Origin of the sequence: Streptomyces sp. BBFR51 (genome assembly GCF_044591655.1) — a bacterium.
Classification (GTDB): domain Bacteria; phylum Actinomycetota; class Actinomycetes; order Streptomycetales; family Streptomycetaceae; genus Streptomyces.
Genome location: NZ_CP172448.1, coordinates 6,950,276 through 6,966,129, shown reverse-complemented (window position 1 = coordinate 6,966,129; position 15,854 = coordinate 6,950,276). Strand labels below are relative to the sequence as shown.

Genomic DNA, 15,854 nt, shown 5'->3' with positions numbered 1-15,854 from the left:
AGGCGCACCGCCGCCGCCGTGACGGCACAGCCGCACGGCGGCGGTGGCGCGTGGCGGCGGCGCGTGGCGGCGGACGAAATGGGTGCCGGAACCGATGGACTCCGGGCCGTCCGTCACGGACGCTGCTGCGAACGACTGCGCGGTGGAGAGGCGGTACCGGGTGCCCTTGTTCTGGAGGATCTCGCTGTTCAACGCCGTGGTGCTGGTCGCCGCGACGGCGTTGTTGCTGGGACCGGTCACCGTGTCGACGCCCGTGCTGCTGACCGAGGCCGCGATCCTCACGGTGGGGCTTGTGCTGATACTGATCGCCAACGTCCTGCTGCTGCGGATCGGTCTCGGGCCGCTGCGGCAGCTCGCGCGTGCCATGACCACGACGGACCTGCTGCGGCCGCGGATCCGTCCGAAGGTGGACGGCGACGGCGAGATCGCCGAGCTGATCACCACCTTCAACACCATGCTCGACCGGCTGGAGGCCGAACGCGCGCTGAGTGCCGCCCGCACGCTGAGCGCGCAGGAGTCGGAGCGCCACCGTGTCGCCCAGGAGCTGTACGACGAGGTGGGGCAGACCCTCGCCGCCGTACTGCTGGACCTCAAACGGGTCGCGGACCAGGCCCCCGACTCGGTGCGCGAACAGCTTTCGCAGGTGCAGGAGACCACGCGGGCCAGCCTGGACGAGATCCGCCGCATCGCCCGCCGCCTGCTTCCCGGGGTCCTGGAGGAACTGGGCCTGACCAGCGCCCTCAGGTCCCTTGCCGACGAGTTCACCGGCCCGTCGCTGACCGTGCGCCACGAGATCGCCTCCGGCCTGCCCGACCTCGGGGACAACGCGGATCTCGTCCTCTACCGGGTCGCCCAGGAGGGCCTCACCAACGCGGCCCGGCACGCCGACGCGCGCCTGGTGCTCCTCACTCTGGAGCGGGCCGGGGACGGCGTGGAGCTGCGGGTGCGCGACGACGGCCGGGGCATCGACGGCTCCGACGAGACGGAGGGGGCCGGTATCCGCGGCATGCGTGAGCGCGCTCTGCTGATCGGCGCCGACCTGGTCGTGGGCCCCGCGCCCGGGGGCGGGAGCGAGGTGCGGCTGACCGTGCCCGCCGGCGACCGGACCGAGGGAGCGGACCAGGTGGCCGGCCGGGACCCGCGGCGGGCGGGAACACGGCGGCCGGGCGCGCTGTTGTCTCCGGATGCGAAACGGAGGCGGAACAGTGCACGGTGAATACAAGATCCCCGGCGGCAAGCTGGTCGTCGTGGACGTGGAGGCCGAGGACGGCGTGCTGCGGCACGTGCGCGTGGCCGGCGACTTCTTTCTGGAACCGGACGAGGCGCTGGACGCCGTGAACCGTGCGCTGGAGGGCGCCCCGGCGGACACCGACGCGACGGGACTCGCCGCGCGGATCGACGCGGCACTGCCCGAGGGCACCGTGATGTACGGGCTGACCTCGGAGGGCGTCGGTGTCGCCGTGCGCCGCGCCCTCGCGCACGCCACGGACTGGACGGACTACGACTGGCAGCTGATCCACGAAGGCCCCCAGTCCCCCGCGCTGCACATGGCCCTCGACGAGGTGCTGACCGCCGAGGTCGCCGCCGGCCGGCGTCCGCCGACACTGCGGGTGTGGGAGTGGGGCGCCCCGGCGGTGATCATCGGCAGCTTCCAGTCGCTGCGCAACGAGGTGGACGCCGAGGGCGCCGCCCGGCACGGCATCGAGGTCGTGCGCCGCGTCTCCGGCGGCGGCGCGATGTTCGTGGAGCCCGGCAACACGATCACCTACTCCCTGTCCGTGCCGGAGGCGCTGGTGCAGGGCCTCTCGTTCCAGGACAGCTACGCCTACCTGGACGACTGGGTGCTCGGCGCACTCGGCGAGATGGGTATCCGCGCCTGGTACCAGCCGCTGAACGACATCGCCACCGACCAGGGCAAGATCGCGGGCGCCGCGCAGAAACGCGTCGTGGGCCCCGGGGGCGGGCCCGGTGCCGTCCTGCACCACGTGACCATGTCGTACGACATCGACGCGGACAAGATGCTCGAGGTGCTGCGGATCGGGCGGGAGAAGATGTCCGACAAGGGCACGCGGTCCGCGAAGAAGCGGGTGGACCCGCTGCGCCGGCAGACCGGGCTGGCGCGCGAGGCCGTGATCGAGCGGATGATCTCCTCCTTCGGCGGGCGGTACGGGCTGAGCCAGGGCATGGTGACCGACGAAGAGCTGTCGCGGGCCCGGGAGTTGGCGCGCGCGAAGTTCTCCTCCGCCGAGTGGACCGCGCGGGTGCCCTGAGCGGCCTAGGACGCGCCGCGCACCGCGACCAGCCCCGACTCGTAGGCGAACACGACGAGTTGGGCTCGGTCGCGGGCGCCCAGCTTGGTCATGGCGCGGCTGATGTGTGTCTTGGCGGTCAGCGGGCTGATCACCATGTGGGCGGCGATCTCCTCGTTGCTCAGGCCGCGGGCGGCGAGCCCGGTCACCTCGCGTTCGCGGCGGGTGAGGCGGTCCAGGCCGGGCGCGGTGGACCGGTCCGGGGGCCGGGCGACGAACTCGCCGATCAGTGTGCGGGTGACCGACGGGGAGAGCAGGGCCTCGCCGTGCGCCACCACCTCGATGGCCTGGAGGAGGTCGGCGGGCTCGGTGTCCTTCAGGAGGAAGCCGCTGGCTCCCGCCCGCAGCGCCTCGAAGACGTACTCGTCGAGGCCGTAGTTGGTGAGGATGACGACGCGTACGGCGGCGAGGGCCGGGTCGGCGGCGATGCGGCGGGTGGCCTCGATGCCCGTCATCACCGGCATCTGTACGTCGACCAGTGCCACGTCCGGCACCTGCTCCCGCACCAGCGCCACCCCCTGCTCCCCGTCGGCGGCCTCGCCGACCACCTCGATGCCCTCCTCGGCGTCGAGCAGGGCCCGGAAGCCGGCCCGCATCAGCGCCTGGTCGTCGACGAGCGCGACCCGGACGACACCACTCATGCCGTCTCCCCCAGCGGCAGCCGTGCCCGCACCGAGAAGCCGCCCTCCGTGCGCGGGGCGGCGCACAGGGTGCCGCCGAGTGCCGCCACGCGCTCGCGCATGCCGGTCAGACCGGTGCCCGGCACCGGTGGGCGGGCCGGATCGGCGGCTCCGTCGTCGTCCACGTCTATCGTCAACTCCCCCTCGTTCCCGGTGCCGTAGCCGATGCGGACCTTCACCTTCGCGGGTCCGGCGTGCCGTGCCGCGTTGGTGAGGGCCTCCTGCACGATGCGGTAGGCGGCCCGGTCGACGGCCCGGGGCAGTGGGCGCTCGTCCCCGGTGACGGCCAGGTCGACGGCGAGTCCCGCCGCGCGGGCCCGCTCCACGAGCAGGGCCGGGGTGCCGGTCGGTTCGTCGGCGCGCAGCACCTGGAGGGCGGAGCGCAGTTCGCGCATCGCCTCGCCACTGGCCTCCTGGATGGCGAGCAGCGCGGGCGGCACCTCGTCGCCGCGCTTGCGGGCGAGGTGGACGGCGACGCCCGCCTGGAGCTTGACGATGGAGATGCTGTGCGTGAGCGAGTCGTGCAACTCGCGTGCTATGCGCAGCCGTTCCTCCCCGGCGCGGCGCAGGGCCACCTCCTCGCGGGTGCGTTCCGCCTCCAGGGCGCGCTGTTCGGTCTGGCGCAGATACGCCTGCCAGTTGCGGTCGGCGAGCCCGGTCACCACGGCGCACAGGAACCACCCCGCGAGCAGCCCGGCCCGCTCGGCCACGTTCTGCGTGCCGGGTCCGGTGGCCACGTACCCGGCCAGGAACACCGCGCTGCCGGCCGCCGCGACGCCCCGGTGTCCGACACGGGCCGCGGTGTGCACGGCGCCCAGGACGGGCAGTGCGGACAGCGGCCCGGGGTGGGCGTGCACGACGTACGCCGTGCCCAGCACGGTGGCGACGGCCAGCACGGCGCGCGGGGCGGCGCGGTGGAAGGCGAGCGCGGCCGAGGCGAGGGCGATGAGCGTGTGGTCGAGGGCCGTGGTGTCCTCGTCGAAGGCGGCGGCTCCCATGCCGAGGGCGCCGACCACGGCCGCCAGGACCATGTCGGCGAGCCGCCCGCGATCGATCCGACGCCCACTCATGCCCGCACCCTAGACGGCCCCGCCGACAGCCGCGTCGGCCCTGTGGACGGCTTGCGGACTACTCCCGGTGAAGTAGTGGGCCTGCCGACCGGACCCCGGCGGCGCAGCGCCGACCGCATCCGGCCGTACGACGACCGCGGGCGCCCCCGGGGCGCACTCTGCTGTCCATGCCCACACTCTTCCGTCACACCGAACCGCTGCCGCCGAAGGCGGCCACCGGACGCGTCGCCGAGGTCTACGCACAGGCCGCGCGGGACTTCGGCATCCCCGAACCCGCACCCTTCGTGGTCCTCTCCTCCGCGCCCGTTCTCGTCGCCCCGGCCTGGGCGCTGATGCGCGAGTCCCTGATCGCGGGACCGGGCGACCGGACCGGCAAGGAGGTCGCCGCCTTCGGGGTGTCGCAGGCCAACAAGTGCCGGTTCTGCGTGGACGCGCACACCCTGCTGCTGCACGCCACCGGCGACCACGCGCTGGCCGAGCGGCTGGCCCGGGGTCAGGAGCCGGCCGACGAGCGGCACGCGCGCGTGCTCGACTGGGCGCGGAGCACCCGTGTCCCGGGGGCCGTGCGGGAGCCGTATCCGTTCCCGCCCGAGGAGGCTCCCGGCTACCTCGGCACGGCGCTGGCCTTCCACTTCATCAACCGCGTCGTGTCGTCCCTGGTGACCGAGAGGCTGCTGCCGGCCGACGCACAGCGGCTGCGTCCGGTGCGCAGCCTGGCGGGCCGGTCGCTGTCCCGCACCGTGCGCCGCCCCGCCGTGCCCGGCGCCTCCCTGCCCCTGCTGGACGACCCCGGCCGGGGACCGGCGTGGGCGGCGGGGACGCCCGTCGGCCCCGCGTACGCCGCTTTGAGCACCGCCGCCACGATGGGCGCCGGCCTCCTGGACGCCGACGACCAGGCACTCGTACGCGCCGCGCTGCGCGACTGGGACGGATCGCACCCGCCGGTGTCCCGCGACCCGTTCCCCGACCGCCGGGACCGGCCGGGCGCGCGGCTGGCGCTGCTGGCCGCGCTCGCGCCGTACCGGATGACGGACGCGGACGTGGCGGCCTGGCGGCGGCCCGAGCACACCGACCACTGCCTGGTGCACCTCGTCGCGTACGGCGCGTTCGCCGCCGTCGACCGCATCGAGAGCGCCCTGTCCGCACCCGCCACCCGGCCCACGGCCAAGGAGACCTCATGACGCTCGTCGCCAACTCCCGCCAGGCCGAGGCCTGGAACGGCCCCGTGGGCACCCACTGGGCCACTCACCGGACCCGCTACGACGCCATGCTGGCCCCGTTGAACGACGCCCTGTTCGACGCCGCGGCCGTCGCGCCCGGCGACCGGGTCCTGGACGTCGGCTGCGGGGCCGGCGCCACGACCCGGATCGCGGCGCGGCTCGCCGCCCCGGGGCACGCCGTCGGCGTCGACATCTCCGCGCCGCTGCTGGAGCGTGCCCGCGCGGGCACGGCCGCCGAGGGGGTCGCGAACGCCGCGTACGAGTGCGCCGACGCGCAGGTGCACCCCTTCCCGGCCGGCGGTTACGACGTGGTCGTCAGCCGGGGCGGGGTGATGTTCTTCGAGGATCACGCCGCCGCCTTCCGCAATCTGGCGCGGGCGCTGCGGCCGCGCGGCCGGCTCGCGTTCGTCTGCCCGCGGCCTCCGGGGGAACACTCGGAAGAGGCGCGGACGCTCGGCCTGTTCGCGCGGCTCGTCGACGAGGAGCCCGGCCCCGACGTGGTCGCCGCGCAGACCGCGATGGCGTCGCTCTCGGACCCCGACCGGATCCGCGAGGTCCTCGCGGGATACGAGCGCGTGACGGTGACCCCGGTCACCGTGGAGGCGGTCTGGGGCCGGGATGTGCAGGACGCCGTCGAGTTCCTGCTGTCCCGCTACCCCGGTGGGGCGCTCCCAGCCGGGCGGCTCGCGGATTTGGAGGAGGCGCTGCGCCCGTACGCCACCGACACGGGGGTGCGCCTGCGGGCCGGCGTGTGGCTGGTGACGGCCCTGCGGCCCTGAGGACTCCGGTTCGTCTGCGTCACGGCGCGGCCACGCACCGAGTTCGCCCTTCCGCCCCACCGGGACTCGTGTGACACTGGCGTCCCGTCCGCCGTGCGGACCCCTCCGCACCATCCCCCACGAGAAGTGCGCCGTGCGTTCTCTTCCCCTGCCGCTCGCCCTGACCGCCCGTCTGGCGCCGGTCGCCGTGCTCGCCACGGCGGGCTGGGCGCTGTCCTCCGGGCCGGACACGTCGCCGGCCGCGAAGGACAAGACGCCGCCCGACACCACCAACCGGTCCGCTTCCGCACCGGCGACGCAGGCGGCGACGAAGACCTACCCCGCCTCCCCGGCACCGTGCGAGAGCCTGGTCGGCAAGACGGTCACCTCGCTGGTGCCGGGTGCCAAGGCGGCCGGCAAGGAGATCCCGTCCACGGACACCCAGGTGCGCCGCACCTGTTCCTGGAACGCGCTCAAGGGCTACGACTACCGCTGGCTCGACGTCTCCTTCGAGGTGATGGAGACGGACGAGGCGGCGCAGAAGTCGTACAAGGAGCGGGTCGCCGACCGCAGCGGCGGCGGCGAGGTGCCGGGGCTCGGCGACGCCGCGTACTCGGTCGTGAACCTCACCACCGAGGACAAGCAGCAGACCCGCGAGGGCACCGTCCTGGTCCGCGCGTCCAACGCGCTGGTGATGATCACGTACAACGGCAGTGACTTCGAGTCGAAGAAGGCACCGGGTACGACCGAGATCAACAAGGGTGCCATCAAGGCGGCGAAGGAAGCGGTGGCGGCCCTGGAGGACGGCGGTTCCGGCTGACCGTCCTCCAGGGACGCGTCAGTCTGCCGTCCGGGTCCCGGTACGGGAGAGCATCAGCGCCAGGTACAGCAGCATGGACGTACCGAGGCCCACCGCCCAGCCGTAGTCGGCCAGCGGTTCGAGGAACGGTACCGGTCGGCCGTCGATCAGGGGGTGGAAGTCGGCGCCGCCGATGGCCAGGACGCCGCCGACGACGAAGGCGAGGACGGCCCGCCAGTTCCAGCCGTTGGCATACCAGTAGCGTCCGCCCGGGCGGTAGAGGTCGGTGAGGTCGAGTCGGGCGCGGCGCAGGATCCAGTAGTCGGCGATCAGGATGCCGGCCACGGTGCCGAGCAGCCCGCCGACCAGGCCGAGCCAGGTGAAGATGTAGCCCTGCGGGTCGGAGTACAGCTTCCACGGGAAGATCAGTACGGCCAGGACGGACGTGATGAGCGCGCCGGCCCGGAAACTCACCTTGCGCGGTGCGACGTTGGAGAAGTCGAAGGACGGTGAGACCAGGTTGGCGGCGATGTTGACGGAGAGGGTCGCCACCAGGATGGTGACCAGCGCGAAGAGCAGCCCCACCACGTTGTCCGTCTTGGCGGCGAGTTGTACCGGGTCCCAGATGGCCTCCCCGTAGACCGCCTGCGAGCCGGAGGTGACCATCACGGACAGGAACGCGAACAGCGTCATGGTGGTCGGCAGTCCGAGGGCCTGACCGCGGGTCTGGGCCTTCTGACTCTTCCCGTAGCGGGTGAAGTCCGGGATGTTGAGGGACAGCGTAGACCAGAAACCGATCATGCCCATCAGGGAGGGCCAGAACAGCTTCCAGAAGTCGGCGCCCCAGCCCAGCTTCGACGGCTGGTCGAAGAGCGGGCCGAACCCGCCCGCCTTGTCGGCCATCCACCACAGCATCACGAAGGCGCCGACGAGGACGAAGGGCGCGGCCCAGTTCTCGAAGCGGCGGATGGTCTCCATGCCCCGGTAGATGATGGCGACCTGGATCGCCCAGAAGATCGCGAAGGACAGCCACATCGTCCAGGCGTAGCCGCCGACCGTGCCGGCGTTCGTCCAGCCGTCGCCGATCAGCTTGCCGGCCAGGAAGTAGATGGCCTCGCCGCCGATCCAGGTCTGGATGCCGAACCAGCCGCACGCCACCAACGCCCGTACCACGGCGGGCAGGTTGGCGCCCCGGATACCGAAGGAGGCGCGGGCGAACACCGGGAAGGGGATGCCGTACTTCGGCCCCGCGTGCCCGGTGAGCAGCATCGGGACGAGCACGATCAGGTTGGCCAGGGCGATGGTGAACACCGCCTGCTTCCAGTCCATGCCGACGGCGATGAGCCCGGAGGCGAGGGTCCAGGAGGCCGTGTTGTGGGCCATGCCGACCCACAGCGCGGAGAAGTTGTACGTGGTCCAGGTGCGCTTGCCGACGGGGACCGGCAGCAGGTCCTCGTTGGCGTAGCGGCCGCTCGGCGGCGGGGAGCCCGGGGCGAGCTCCACGCGCCCGTCGGGGAGGGTGACTTGGGCGGACGGCGGTATGGCCGTGGGCGCGGTGTCGGTCATGGGCAGGCCAATCATGCGGTGGACGGGAGAGGCCGTGCGGGCGGTGCCGAGGGGGGTGCGCGGGTGCGCCCTGGGCCCCTCTCCCGAGCGGGAGAGGGGGGAGGTCAGGCGTTGACGGCCGGGATGACCCGCGTGCCGTAGGTGTCGATCACGGCTTCCTGCGCGTCGTGCATGTCGTACAGCGCGAACTGGTCGACGCCGAGGGCGCGCAGGGCGGTCAGCTTCTCGATGTGCTTCTCGGCCGGTCCGATCAGGCAGAACCGGTCGACGATCTCGTCCGGCACGAACTGCGTGTCGGGATTTCCGCTGCGCCCGTGGTGGGCGTAGTCGTAGCCCTCTCGGGCCTTGATGTAGTCGGTGAGTTCGTCGGGTACGGCGCCGGTGTGGGCACCGTACTTGGACACGAGGTCGGCCACGTGGTTGCCGACCATGCCGCCGAACCAGCGGCACTGCTCGCGCGCGTGGGCGAGCGCCTCGGGCGAGTCGTCGGCGGTGACGTAGGCCGGGGCGGCGACGCAGATCCTCACTTCCGAGGGGTCGCGTCCGGCGGCCTCGGCGGCGTCCCGGACGGCCTTGACCATGTACTCGGTCAGGTAGAGGTCGGCGAGCTGGAGGATGAAGCCGTCGGCCTCCTCGCCGGTCATCTTCAGCGCCTTGGGCCCGTAGGCCGCCATCCACACCGGGAGTTCGGCGCCCGGCTTCACCCAGGGGAACCTGACGACGGTGCCGCCGCCGAGGTCGGCCTCCTCTCCCCTGCCCAGCGACCGGATGACCTTGATGGCCTCGCTTATCCGGGCGAGGGTGTTGGGTTTGCGTCCGGCGACGCGCATCGCGGAGTCGCCGCGGCCGATTCCGCAGACGGTGCGGTTGCCGAACATGTCGTTGAGGGTGGCGAAGGTGGAGGCCGTGACTTCCCAGGTGCGGGTGCCCGGGTTGGTGACCATCGGGCCGATCTTCAGTGTGCTGGTGTTGGCCAGGACCTGGCTGTAGATCACGAACGGCTCCTGCCACAGCACGGCGGAGTCGAAGGTCCAGCCGTGGCTGAAGCCGTTGCGTTCGGCCCGTTGCATCAGGCTGACGACGCGGGAGGCCGGCGGGTCGGTCTGCAGGACGAGTCCGAAGTCCATGAGCGGGGCTCCTAGCTGAGGTACTGACAGGTGGAGCGCGGGGTGTAGACGCCGTGGCCCTTGCGCCCGGTGTACTCCCGCTCGGTGACGACCGGTTCGCCGCGCGAGAGCACGGTCTCCACCCGGCCGGTGATCCGCTTGCCCTCGTACGCCGAGTAGTCGACGTTCATGTGGTGGGTCTCGGCGGAGATGACCTGCTCGGCCTGCGGGTCGTAGACGACGATGTCGGCGTCGGCGCCGGGCGCGATGGTGCCCTTCTTCGGATAGAGGCCGAACATGCGGGCCGGGGTGGCGCAGGCGATCTCGATCCAGCGGCGGCGGCTGATGTGCCCGTCGACGACGGCCTGGTGCAGCAGGTCCATGCGGTTCTCGACGCCCGGCATGCCGTTGGGGATCTTGGAGAAGTCGCCGCGGCCCAGCTCCTTCTGGCCGCTGAAGCAGAAGGGGCAGTGGTCGGTGGAGACGACCTGGAGGTCGTTGGTCCGCAGCCCCTGCCACAGCGCCGCCTGGTGCTCGCGCGGGCGCAGCGGGGTGCTGCACACGTACTTGGCGCCCTCGAAGTCGGGTTCGGCGAGGTTGTCGGTGGACAGGAACAGGTACTGCGGGCAGGTCTCGCCGAAGACGTTCAGGCCCTCGTCGCGGGCCCGGGTCAGCTCGGCGAGCGCCTCGGTCGCGGAGACGTGCACGACGTACAGCGGCGCCCCGGCGACCTGGGCGAGCCGGATGGCGCGGTGGGTGGCCTCGGCCTCCAGGAGGGCCTTGCGGACCTCGCCGTGGAAGCGGGGGTCCCTCTCGCCGCGCGCGAGCGCCTGCTCGACCAGGACGTCGATCGCGATGCCGTTCTCGGCGTGCATCATGATCAGCCCGCCGTTCTCGGCGGCGCGCTGCATGGCCCGCAGGATCTGGCCGTCGTCGGAGTAGAAGACGCCGGGGTACGCCATGAACTGCTTGAAGGAGGTCACCCCCTCCTCCACCAGCAGGTCCATCTCCTTGAGGGTCTCCTGGTTCACGTCGGAGACGATCATGTGGAAGCCGTAGTCGACGGCGCAGTTGCCCTCGGCCTTGGCGTGCCAGGCGTCCAGGCCCTCGCGCAGGGAGTGCCCGACACTCTGGATGGCGAAGTCGACGATGGTGGTCGTACCGCCCCAGGCGGCGGCCCGGGTGCCGGTCTCGAAGGTGTCGGCGGCGTAGGTGCCGCCGAAGGGCATCTCCATGTGGGTGTGCCCGTCGACGCCGCCCGGGATGACGTACTTGCCGCTCGCGTCGACGACCCTCTCGGCCGTGAACGCCTCGGCCGCCGGGGTGCCGGTCGCGGCGAGCGCGGCGACGCGGCCGTCCTCGATCAGGACGTCGGCGTGGAGCTCGTCGGAGGCGGTGATGACGAGGCCGCCGCGGACGACGGTACGGCTGCTCATGCTGCTGTTCCCTCCTGTCAGGGGCACCGGTCGGGTCGACGGCACGGTCAGGGCGCGGTCAGCGGGAAGTACGCGCCCGGAGCGCGGTCGCGGTAGAACTGCCAGCGGTCGCGGACCTCGCGCAGCTTGGCCATGTCGAGGTCGCGGACGACGAGTTCGGGCTCCTTGTCGCTCGCGACCTCGCCGACGAACCGCGCCTCGGGGTCGACGAAGTACGAGGTGCCATAGAAGTCGTTGTCGCCCAGTTCCTCCACGCCGACGCGGTTGATGGCGCCGACGAAGTACTCGTTGGCGACGGCCGCCGCCGGCTGCTCCAGCTGCCACAGGTAGCCGGACAGGCCGCGCGAGGTGGCCGACGGGTTGAAGACGACCTCGGCGCCTTCGAGGCCCAGCGCCCGCCAGCCCTCCGGGAAGTGCCGGTCGTAGCAGATGTAGACGCCGACCTTGCCGACGGCGGTGTCGAAGACCGGCCAGCCGGAGTTGCCGGGGCGGAAGTAGAACTTCTCCCAGAAGCCCCGCACCTGCGGGATGTGCGTCTTGCGGTACTTGCCGAGGTAGGAGCCGTCGGCGTCGATGACGGCGGCGGTGTTGTAGAGGACGCCGGGCTGCTCCTCCTCGTACATGGGGAGCACCAGGACGATGCCGTGCTCGCGGGCGAGGCGCTGGAAGCGCTCGACTACGGGCCCGTCGGGGACGCGCTCGGCGTAGGCGTAGAACTCGGGGTCCTGGACCTGGCAGAAGTACGGTCCGTAGAACAGCTCCTGGAAGCACATGACCTGTGCGCCCTGGGCGGCGGCGTCGCGCACCGCCTGCTCGTGGACCTTGATCATCGATTCCTTGTCGCCCGTCCAGGCGGTCTGGAAGAGCGCGGCACGGATCACTCGGCTCAACTTCGGCCTCCACTCGCTCGAATCACTCGATGTGGCGCTCGCTGTGGCGCTCGGTGTACGGCGAGACTAGGGACGCCGGGTGGCCGAAATGAGTGGCACGGTGTCACGTCTGCGGGGGTCGGGCATTGCACGGTGTCACCCCTGTTGTGCGTCGTGGGCGAGGAGCGCGATGTGGACGGAGGCGGCCTGTTCGAAGTCGTCGAGGTCGACGTCGAGGCGGCCCTGTATGGCTTCCAGGCGGCGGTAGAGGGCGGGCCTGGAGACGTGGTGGAGCTGGGCGGTGCGGGACTTGTTGCGGCCGGTGGCGAGGTAGGTGCGCAGCACGGACAGCAGGTCCTCGTCGGGGCCGCGCAGCAGTCCGTCCAGCTCGCGTTCGGCGAAGGACTGCACGTGCGGGTCGTCGCGCAGCAGCCGGACCAGACCGCGCAGGTGGATGTCGCGCAGGCGCACGACGGGCGGCAGGTCCAGGGGTGCCGCGGAGTCGGCGACGGCGTCGGCGACGTGCTGGGCCTCGCGCAGTCCCGCGGGTACGTCGGCCCAGTCGGCGCGCGCGTCGGCGGCCGCGACCACGGCGTGGCAGGAGTCCGGTTCCGAACGCAGCCGGGTCGCGAAGTGGGCGGTCAGCGCTCGGGCGTCCTGGTCGGGGGCGAGGCTGAGCAGGACGGCCACCCGGTCGTCGGCGAGCCGCGCGGCGATCCCCGGCAGTCCCAGCAGCCTCAGCACCCGGGCCGGCCGGGCGGGCTGCCGCTCGCGGACGACGAGGGGGACGAAAACACGCCGGTTGACCGGCAGCCCGGCGGCGCGCGCCCGGGGCAGCAGCTGCCGCGCCGGTACCGCCCCGCTGACCAGGTCGGTGAGCAGACCCCGCGCGGACTGCTCCTCCCAGGAGTCCCAGGAGCCGCCCGAGCCCCCCGAGCCGCCGGTGCCCTGGGCGTTGGTGCCGTCGCCGGCGAGCATGCGGTGCAGGACGAGGGCCTCCGCGGCCCGGTCGGCGAGCAGCCGTCCGGCGGCCCGGTCGCCGCGGTAGCCGCACAGCACGAGCCGCCCCCAGCGCTCTCCGCGGCAGCTCAGTTCGGCGCGGGTCCAGCCGTCGGCGGCGGAGGCCCCGGCCTGGCGGGCGATGCGCTCCCAGTCGCGGAGCACGTCGTCGACGGCGGGCCGCTCCCCCGCCGTGGCGAGGACGCGGTGGGCGAGGTTGGTGACGACGACCGGGCAGCCGCCGTGCCGGGCCACCTCGTCGAGCAGGCGCTGCACCGGGGCGCCCGCGGTGATCAGTCCGGTCAGTTCGGTGCGTACGGCCTCGGAGAGGCTGACGGCGGCGAACTTGCGCCGCAGCAGCCTGGACTGGACCTCCTCGGTCAGCTCGGCGAAGGGGAAGGGCCGGTGCAGGACGACCATGGGCAGTCCGCACCGCTCCGCCGCCCGGCGCATCACGTCGGGCGGGGCGGGGAAGGCGCGGCCGAGGCCGAGCACGACGGCCGCCGCCTCCGCGCGGTCCAGGGAGCGGATGTACTCGCCCTGTTTGTCCTCGTCACCGGCGAGCAGCACGCCGGTGGTGAGCACCATCTCGCCGCCGCTGAGCATCACGCCGACGTCGGCGGCCTCGGCGACGTGCACCCAGCGCACGGGCCGGTCGAGCCGGTGTGCGCCGGCCACCACCTCGGGCTGTCCGGCCAGCACCCGCTCGAGACCGAGGACCTGACGGACCGACAGGGCGGGTTCCCAGGGCTGCTGGTCCAGGGTCTGCGGGGTGGAGGTCATGGCGGCGGTTCCTCTGCTCGGGGTGCGCTCGGGACGCTGCGGCCGGTTGCTCCGCGGGGCGCGTTCTCGGTCGCTCCGCGGAACGCGTTCTCAGATGCTCCGCAGAGCCCGTTCGAGGATCGCGGCGCCCTCCTCGGCCTCCGCGACGGTGAGCGACATCGGCGGGGCGATGCGCAGGACGCTGGTGCTGTGGCCGCCGCCCTTGCCGATGAGCAGCCCGCCCGCGCGGGCCTCCTCCAGCACGGTGGACGCCGCCTCGGGTGCGGCCTCGTCGGTGCCGGGCCGGGCCAGCTCGACGCCGATCATCAGGCCGCGCCCGCGCACCTCCGTTACGTGCGGCACCTGGGCGGCGACCGCCCGCAGCCGTTCGATGAGCAGTCCGCCGACGCGCCGGGCGTTGCCCTGGAGGTCGTGCTCCAGCAGGTACGTGAGGTTGGCGAGGCCGGCCGCCATGGTGACCTGGGTGCCGCCGAAGGTGGAGATGCTGTTGGCGTCCAGGCAGTTCATGATCTCGGCGCGGGCGATGACGCCGCCGATCGACATGCCGTTGCCGATCCCCTTGGCGAAGGTCACGATGTCCGGCGGTCCGCTTCTCCCGTGGGCCTGCCAGCCCCAGAAGTGCTCACCGGTGCGGCCCCAGCCGGTCTGCACCTCGTCGGCGATCCACAGGATGCCCCGCTCGCGCAGCACCTCGCGGAAGGCCGCGTACAGCCCGTCGGGCGGGGAGGTGAAGCCGCCGACGCCCTGGACGGGTTCGGCGATCAGCGCGGCGGGCGCGCGGGTGTGGCCGAGCAGGTCCACGAGGTCGTCGACGCAGGCGTCGATGAACTCCCGGTCGTCCAGGTGCGCGTACGGGCCCCGGGTGCGCACGCCGCCGTGGACGTAGAGCGTCTGGAGCGGGGAGAGGGAGGTCGGGGACCAGCCGCGGTTGCCGGTGATGCCGACGGCGCTGAAGGAGCGGCCGTGGTAGCTGTTGCGCATCGCCAGGATCGAGTTGCTGCGGCGGTGGGCGGTGGCGAGCAGCAGGGCGGTGTCGTTGGCCTCGGTGCCGGAGGTGGTGAAGAAGACGCGCGCGTCGGGGATGCCGGACAGTTGGGCGACGCGTTCGGCGAGTTCGACCATCGGGCGGTTGAGGTAGAGGGTCGAGGAGTGGATGATCCGCCCGGCCTGCTCGCTCACCGCCTTGGTCACCTCGGGCAGGGCGTGCGCGGTCATCGTGGTGAGGATGCCGCCGAAGAAGTCGAGGTACTTGTTGCCGGCCGCGTCCCAGACGTGGCGGCCCTCGCCGTGGGTGATCTCCAGCGGGTCCTCGTAGTACAGGGCGAGCCAGTCGGGCAGGACGGCGCGGTGGCGGCCGAAGAGGTCACGGGTCACGGCCGCACCAGCCCCTCGTAGGCGTCGGGGCGGCGGTCCCGGTAGAAGGCCCACTGCTGCCGGACCTCGTCGACGAGGTCGAAGTCCAGGTCGCGGACGACGAGTTCCTCCTTGGTGTCGCTGGCGAGGTCGCCGACGAACTGCCCGCGCGGGTCCACGAAGTAGGAGGTGCCGTAGAAGTCGTTGTCCCCGTACTCCTCGACGCCGACGCGGTTGATCGCCGCGACGAAGTACTCGTTGGCGACGGCCGCCGCGGGCTGCTCCAGCTGCCACAGGTGGGCGGAGAGGCCGCGGTGGGTGGCGGACGGGTTGTATACCAGCTGGGCGCCGCCGAGGCCGAGTTGACGCCAGCCCTCCGGGAAGTGCCGGTCGTAGCAGATGTACACGCCGACCTTGCCGACGGCGGTGTCGAAGACCGGCCAGCCGAGGTTGCCCGGGCGGAAGTAGAACTTCTCCCAGAAGCCCTTGACCTGCGGGATGTGGTGCTTGCGGTAGGTGCCGAGGACGGTGCCGTCGGCGTCGATCACGGCCGCGGTGTTGTAGTAGAAGCCGGACTGCTCGACCTCGAAGACGGGGACGACGATCACCATGCCGGTCTCGCGGGCGAGCGCCCGCATACGGCTGGTGGTCGGCCCGTCGGGCACGGGTTCGGCCCAGCGGTAGTGCGCGGGGTCCTGGACCTGGCAGAAGTAGGGGGCGTTGAAGACCTCCTGGAACCCGATGATCCTCGCGCCCCGCCGGGCCGCCTCGCGGGCGTGCTCCTCGTGTTTCGCCACCATGGACTCGGTGTCGCCGGTCCAGGTGGCCTGGACGAGAGCGGCACGTACGACGTTGGCCATGAGCTGCTCCTTCGACACGACGTCAGAGCCTCTACGCCCGTAGAGC

The 15,854-nt window shown here is 72.4% G+C and carries 14 protein-coding genes; 5 read left to right on the top strand and 9 right to left on the bottom strand.

Translation table 11 applies throughout. From position 1 onward, the window contains the following. The first annotated feature begins 160 nt into the window (after positions 1-160). On the top strand, positions 161-1,216 hold the full coding sequence (locus tag ACGH7X_RS31800) for a HAMP domain-containing sensor histidine kinase (RefSeq protein WP_399897466.1): 1,056 nt from the start codon (positions 161-163) through the stop codon (positions 1,214-1,216). Further along, a complete protein-coding gene (locus ACGH7X_RS31795; RefSeq protein WP_399891643.1) occupies positions 1,206-2,270 on the top strand; it encodes a biotin/lipoate A/B protein ligase family protein in 1,065 nt (354 codons plus the stop codon). The genes ACGH7X_RS31800 and ACGH7X_RS31795 overlap by 11 nt, the downstream gene beginning before the upstream one ends. A gap of 5 nt (positions 2,271-2,275) precedes the next feature. Here the strand turns inward: ACGH7X_RS31795 and ACGH7X_RS31790 are convergent, their stop codons facing one another. Further along, entirely contained in the window at positions 2,276-2,950 is a 675-nt protein-coding gene (locus ACGH7X_RS31790) for a response regulator (RefSeq protein ID WP_399891640.1), read from the bottom strand. Next, positions 2,947-4,059 (bottom strand): sensor histidine kinase, encoded by a 1,113-nt coding sequence (locus ACGH7X_RS31785; protein ID WP_399891637.1) that lies wholly within the window; start codon positions 4,057-4,059, stop codon positions 2,947-2,949. The genes ACGH7X_RS31790 and ACGH7X_RS31785 overlap by 4 nt, the downstream gene beginning before the upstream one ends. A gap of 167 nt (positions 4,060-4,226) precedes the next feature. Between ACGH7X_RS31785 and ACGH7X_RS31780 the strand changes: the two genes are divergently transcribed. From ACGH7X_RS31780 to ACGH7X_RS31770, 3 genes are all read left to right on the top strand, one after another. Then, positions 4,227-5,240, top strand: a complete 1,014-nt coding sequence (locus tag ACGH7X_RS31780) for a carboxymuconolactone decarboxylase family protein (RefSeq protein WP_399891634.1) — start codon at positions 4,227-4,229, stop codon at positions 5,238-5,240. Next, on the top strand, positions 5,237-6,058 hold the full coding sequence (locus tag ACGH7X_RS31775) for a class I SAM-dependent methyltransferase (protein ID WP_399891631.1): 822 nt from the start codon (positions 5,237-5,239) through the stop codon (positions 6,056-6,058). The genes ACGH7X_RS31780 and ACGH7X_RS31775 overlap by 4 nt, the downstream gene beginning before the upstream one ends. Before the next feature lie 133 nt (positions 6,059-6,191). Continuing rightward, positions 6,192-6,857, top strand: a complete 666-nt coding sequence (locus ACGH7X_RS31770) for a hypothetical protein (RefSeq protein ID WP_399891628.1) — start codon at positions 6,192-6,194, stop codon at positions 6,855-6,857. A gap of 18 nt (positions 6,858-6,875) precedes the next feature. On the opposite strand, the gene ACGH7X_RS31765 is transcribed toward ACGH7X_RS31770, so the two are convergent. From ACGH7X_RS31765 to ACGH7X_RS31735, 7 genes are all read right to left on the bottom strand, one after another. Beyond that, on the bottom strand, positions 6,876-8,402 hold the full coding sequence (locus tag ACGH7X_RS31765) for an NCS1 family nucleobase:cation symporter-1 (protein WP_399891625.1): 1,527 nt from the start codon (positions 8,400-8,402) through the stop codon (positions 6,876-6,878). 104 nt (positions 8,403-8,506) lie between these two features. Continuing rightward, a complete protein-coding gene (locus ACGH7X_RS31760) occupies positions 8,507-9,529 on the bottom strand; it encodes a TIGR03842 family LLM class F420-dependent oxidoreductase (protein WP_399891623.1) in 1,023 nt (340 codons plus the stop codon). Positions 9,530-9,540: 11 nt separating this feature from the next. After that, positions 9,541-10,944, bottom strand: coding sequence for a dihydropyrimidinase (hydA, locus tag ACGH7X_RS31755; RefSeq protein ID WP_399891620.1), 1,404 nt, complete (start codon positions 10,942-10,944; stop codon positions 9,541-9,543). A 47-nt stretch (positions 10,945-10,991) separates the two neighbouring features. After that, positions 10,992-11,834, bottom strand: a complete 843-nt coding sequence (locus ACGH7X_RS31750) for a nitrilase-related carbon-nitrogen hydrolase (RefSeq protein ID WP_399891617.1) — start codon at positions 11,832-11,834, stop codon at positions 10,992-10,994. A 135-nt stretch (positions 11,835-11,969) separates the two neighbouring features. Next, entirely contained in the window at positions 11,970-13,595 is a 1,626-nt protein-coding gene (locus ACGH7X_RS31745; protein WP_399891614.1) for a PucR family transcriptional regulator, read from the bottom strand. A 90-nt stretch (positions 13,596-13,685) separates the two neighbouring features. Further along, positions 13,686-14,969: an aspartate aminotransferase family protein gene (locus tag ACGH7X_RS31740; protein ID WP_399891611.1), complete on the bottom strand. Its 1,284-nt coding sequence runs from the start codon at positions 14,967-14,969 to the stop codon at positions 13,686-13,688. Next, on the bottom strand, positions 14,966-15,808 hold the full coding sequence (locus tag ACGH7X_RS31735) for a nitrilase-related carbon-nitrogen hydrolase (RefSeq protein WP_399891608.1): 843 nt from the start codon (positions 15,806-15,808) through the stop codon (positions 14,966-14,968). The genes ACGH7X_RS31740 and ACGH7X_RS31735 overlap by 4 nt, the downstream gene beginning before the upstream one ends. Between the last annotated feature and the right edge of the window lie 46 nt (positions 15,809-15,854).